Here is a 3,404-nt window from a genome sequence, read left to right as displayed (position 1 = left end):
TGCGGGCCTGGGGCTTGCGCTTGGTCGCGGCGGGCTTCTTGCGGGCCTGGCTGCCGGACGGCCGCTTGCGCGGCGGGGAAGTCGTTCGGGTCGCCATGGTCAAAGGCTAAACCACTTATCGAGACTTTGGCCGCAGGCACGCGGTTCCGGGGGGTTCCGGGGTTCTCGGCCCGGTCGCCGAGTAGTGGGTGGATCCTCCACCTTCTCAGCCCGATTCGGCCCTCGTACGGTGGAGAAATCCACCGCGCGGGCCGGGCACGTGGCCTACTGGTGCGCCAGGCGGGGGCCGGGGTCTCCCCCGACGGCGGTCCAGCTACCGCGGGATCGCGCCCGGGCCAGCACCAGGCTGACGAGGCGCGCATCGGGCGGGCCCGCGTCGAGGAACGGCTCCGTCACGACGTCGGCGCCGGCCTCGGTGATGCTGTCGTGCACCGCACCGGGGGTCAGGAGATACGTCGAGACCACGACCCGCTGGCCGTACGCCCGGGCGACGTCGACCGCGTCGGCGAGCGGGGTGTCGGGGCCGCCCAGGGTGCCGACGTGGACCCGTCCGCCCCAGACCGCGCTGAGCAGGCGGGCGGCCTTGCCGACGTCGGCGACGGCACGGTCGTCGGTCGCGGTGTCCGCGGCGAGCACGATGGTGTCCCCCGACCGGGCGCCGGCCTCGAACAGCCGACGGACGCCGACCTCGGCGAGGATCCAGTCCGGGCCGAGCGGCGCGGTGACCGAGACGGCGGGATCGAGGTGCGAGGCCTGCAGGATGTCGACGCTGACCGGGCGGTCGTACGCCAGCATCAGCGGGACGACGGCGCGGGGCCCGGCGGTCTCCTCGACGACCTCGGCGATGCGCGGCACCTGCACGTCGACGAAGGCGTCGACGATGTCGAGGTCCTGGGCCTCACGCCGCACGGCGTTGACGAGCCCGGAGAACGCGCTTCGACCTCGCGGGCTCTCCGAGCCGTGGGCACACAGGATCAGGGTGCGGTTCACGCCGCCTCCCCCGAGCGTTCGATGCGACCGACCGAGGAACCCGAGATGCCCGCGGTGGGTCGCACTGGGCGCCGAGCTGCCGACGGAACACCCCCGTGGGCTCCGCCGGCAGCTCGCGCCGCGCTGATGTCGCCGAGGATCGGGACCGGTGACCCTGTTGCGTGAACAGGGACTCCGCCCGGGTGCTCGGTGAGGGAGGGATCCGCCGCCCGCAAGGTGTCGCAGACCTGCACGTGTCACCCCTTGGCCATCGGATCAGGGTCTCCCCATCAGCCACTTCAGGTTCGGCGACGGCTGTTTCGGCGCGGTTAACTCAGGGGCGGTATTGGGTTACATCTCCGGCCGGGACGCGTCACCGCAGGTCAGCCGGCCGGAGCCGACGCCTCCGCGGACCAGTCGAGGGCCGCCGCGGCGTCCGCGAACCGGTCCAGGACCAGCGACACCATCGCCGGGTCGACCGCGGTGCCGTCCAGCAGGGGCCGGGTGACGACGTCGGCACCGCACTGCGCGAGCCGGTCGTGGAAGAAGCCCGGCGCCATGAGATAGCTCGCCGCGACGACCCTGCGCCCGGGTCCCGCGACGTCCCGGACGACGTCGGTGACCGGCGTGCCGTCCCCGCCGATGTAGCCGACCCGCACCGGGGCACCCCAGGCCTTGCCGAGCAGCCGGGCGGTGGCCTCGACGCTCTGCAGCGCGCGGACGTCGGTCGAGCCGGCTGCGGCCAGGACCACGACGTCGCCGCGGGTCGCGCCGGACTCGTGGAGCCGGCGGACGACCTGGTCGACCAGTCGGGAGTCGACGCCCAGCGTCCCGGCGGCCACGACCCACGGCCGGTCGGCCGCGCGGCGGATGTCGACCCGGACGTGGAAACCGGGAGCCAGCAGCAGCGGCACGACGACCGCGAGCCCGTCGACCAGGTCGACCACGGTCTCGACCTGCGGGAGCTGGATGTCGACGAACGCCTCCCGGACGTCCAGGTGCGGGGACGCCACCCGCACGGCGTCGACCAGCGCGCTGATCGCCTCCCGTGCGGCGGGCACGTCGGTGCCGTGGCTCGTGGCCACGAGGGAGATCGTCATGCCGGGTCCTCGCTGACCGCGAGCCGGTAGCCACGCTTGACGACGGTCTGCACGATGGGCCGGCCGATCGCCTCCCGGAGCCGGGCGACCGCGACCTCCGCCGAGTGCGGGTCGTCGGAGTCGCCGGGCAGCACCATCAGCAGCTCCTCGCGGGAGCGGACCGTGCCGGGCTCGGCGGCCAGCGCCCGCAGGATCGTCAGCCCGCTCGGCGACACCGGCAGGATCTCGTGGTCGAGGGTCGCGGCGGTGGCGCGGACCCGCAGGCGGCCGGCGTCGGTGCGCACGTTGTCGGACGCGTCGCCGAGCTTCATGACGAGCGACCGGACCAGCGCGCCGAGGCGCGAGCGCTCCGGCAGCAGCGGGTCGAACCCCTCGGACCGCAGGGGGTCGGCCGTGACCGGCCCGACCGCGGCGAGCACGAGGCGCCCGTCCGTCTCCAGCCGGCGCAGCTCGTCACCGACACCCAGCCGGCGGACGACGGTCAGCCAGGCTGCGGACCCCGGCGCCGAGGTGAAGACCACCGAGTCGTACGCCCCGGCGGCCGCGTCACGGACCGATTGCTCGACGGCCTCGGGGTCCGGCGGGGGGCCCCAGCGGTAGACGACCAGGCCGAACGGGCGACCACCGGCGGCGGCGAGCCGCTTCTCCAGGCCGTCGTCGCCCGCACCGTGGTGCTGGACGGCGATCGTCAGGCCCTGCACGCCCTCGGTCACCAGGAAGTCGGCGATCTCGGCCGACGTCTCGGACTCCGCGACCCAGTCCGGCACCAGCCCCGCGGCCTGGAGGGCGCCGCGGGCCTTGGGGCCCCGCGCCACCAGACGGGTGCCGCGCAGCGCCTCGACCAGGTCGTGGCCCAGCCCCGCGGTCTCCGCGGTGTCGAGCCACCCCCGGAAGCCGATGCCCGTCGTCACGACGACGATGTCGGCGCCCGTCGCGACCATCTGCCGGGTCTGGGCCAGCAGGGTGTCCTCGTCGATGTGGGACTCGACGCCCAGCGACGCCGCGACCGTCACGGACGCGCCACGACGTCCGAGCGCGAGCGACAGGTCGCCCGCCCGGCGCTGGGCCGTGACGAGGATCTGCGTGCCCGCGAGGACCGGTCCGAGGGTCGTCATGCCGCGTCGACGCCCTCCTCGACGAGGACCTCGACGGCACCGTCGACGACCCGGGTGGGCCAGACCCGCAGCGACAGGGTCGGGTCGTCGAGGCACTGGCCCGTCACCAGGTCGTACGCCTGCTTGTGCATCGGCGACGCCACCGTGGGGGTGCCGCCCCGGCTGCCGACCAGCCCGCGGGCCATGACGTTGGCGTGGCTGTAGGGGTCGAGGTGGGCCA

The 3,404-nt window shown here is 74.6% G+C and carries 4 protein-coding genes; all 4 read right to left on the bottom strand.

The window, feature by feature from the left end; all coding sequences use genetic code 11:
* Positions 1–264 precede the first annotated feature (264 nt).
* Positions 265–990, bottom strand: coding sequence for a CbiX/SirB N-terminal domain-containing protein (locus tag JWQ91_RS09325; protein WP_297782773.1), 726 nt, complete (start codon positions 988–990; stop codon positions 265–267).
* A gap of 362 nt (positions 991–1,352) precedes the next feature.
* Positions 1,353–2,069: a CbiX/SirB N-terminal domain-containing protein gene (locus tag JWQ91_RS09320; protein ID WP_297782771.1), complete on the bottom strand. Its 717-nt coding sequence runs from the start codon at positions 2,067–2,069 to the stop codon at positions 1,353–1,355.
* Positions 2,066–3,184, bottom strand: a complete 1,119-nt coding sequence (locus JWQ91_RS09315) for a uroporphyrinogen-III synthase (RefSeq protein WP_297782769.1) — start codon at positions 3,182–3,184, stop codon at positions 2,066–2,068. The genes JWQ91_RS09320 and JWQ91_RS09315 overlap by 4 nt, the downstream gene beginning before the upstream one ends.
* Positions 3,181–3,404 (bottom strand): nitrite reductase (NAD(P)H) small subunit (locus JWQ91_RS09310; protein WP_297782767.1); only part of this gene is annotated, 224 nt, incomplete at its 5' end. The genes JWQ91_RS09315 and JWQ91_RS09310, both read right to left, overlap by 4 nt.

This window comes from Aeromicrobium sp. (assembly GCF_025965075.1).
In the GTDB taxonomy this organism is placed as follows: domain Bacteria; phylum Actinomycetota; class Actinomycetes; order Propionibacteriales; family Nocardioidaceae; genus Aeromicrobium.
This window is presented reverse-complemented; position numbering and strand designations above follow the sequence as displayed.

Coding starts and splice junctions, on each gene's coding strand:
- JWQ91_RS09320 (WP_297782771.1), bottom strand. CDS start 2,069: ATGACGATCTCCCTCGTGGCCACGAGCCACGGCACCGACGTGCCCGCC.
- JWQ91_RS09315 (WP_297782769.1), bottom strand. CDS start 3,184: ATGACGACCCTCGGACCGGTCCTCGCGGGCACGCAGATCCTCGTCACG.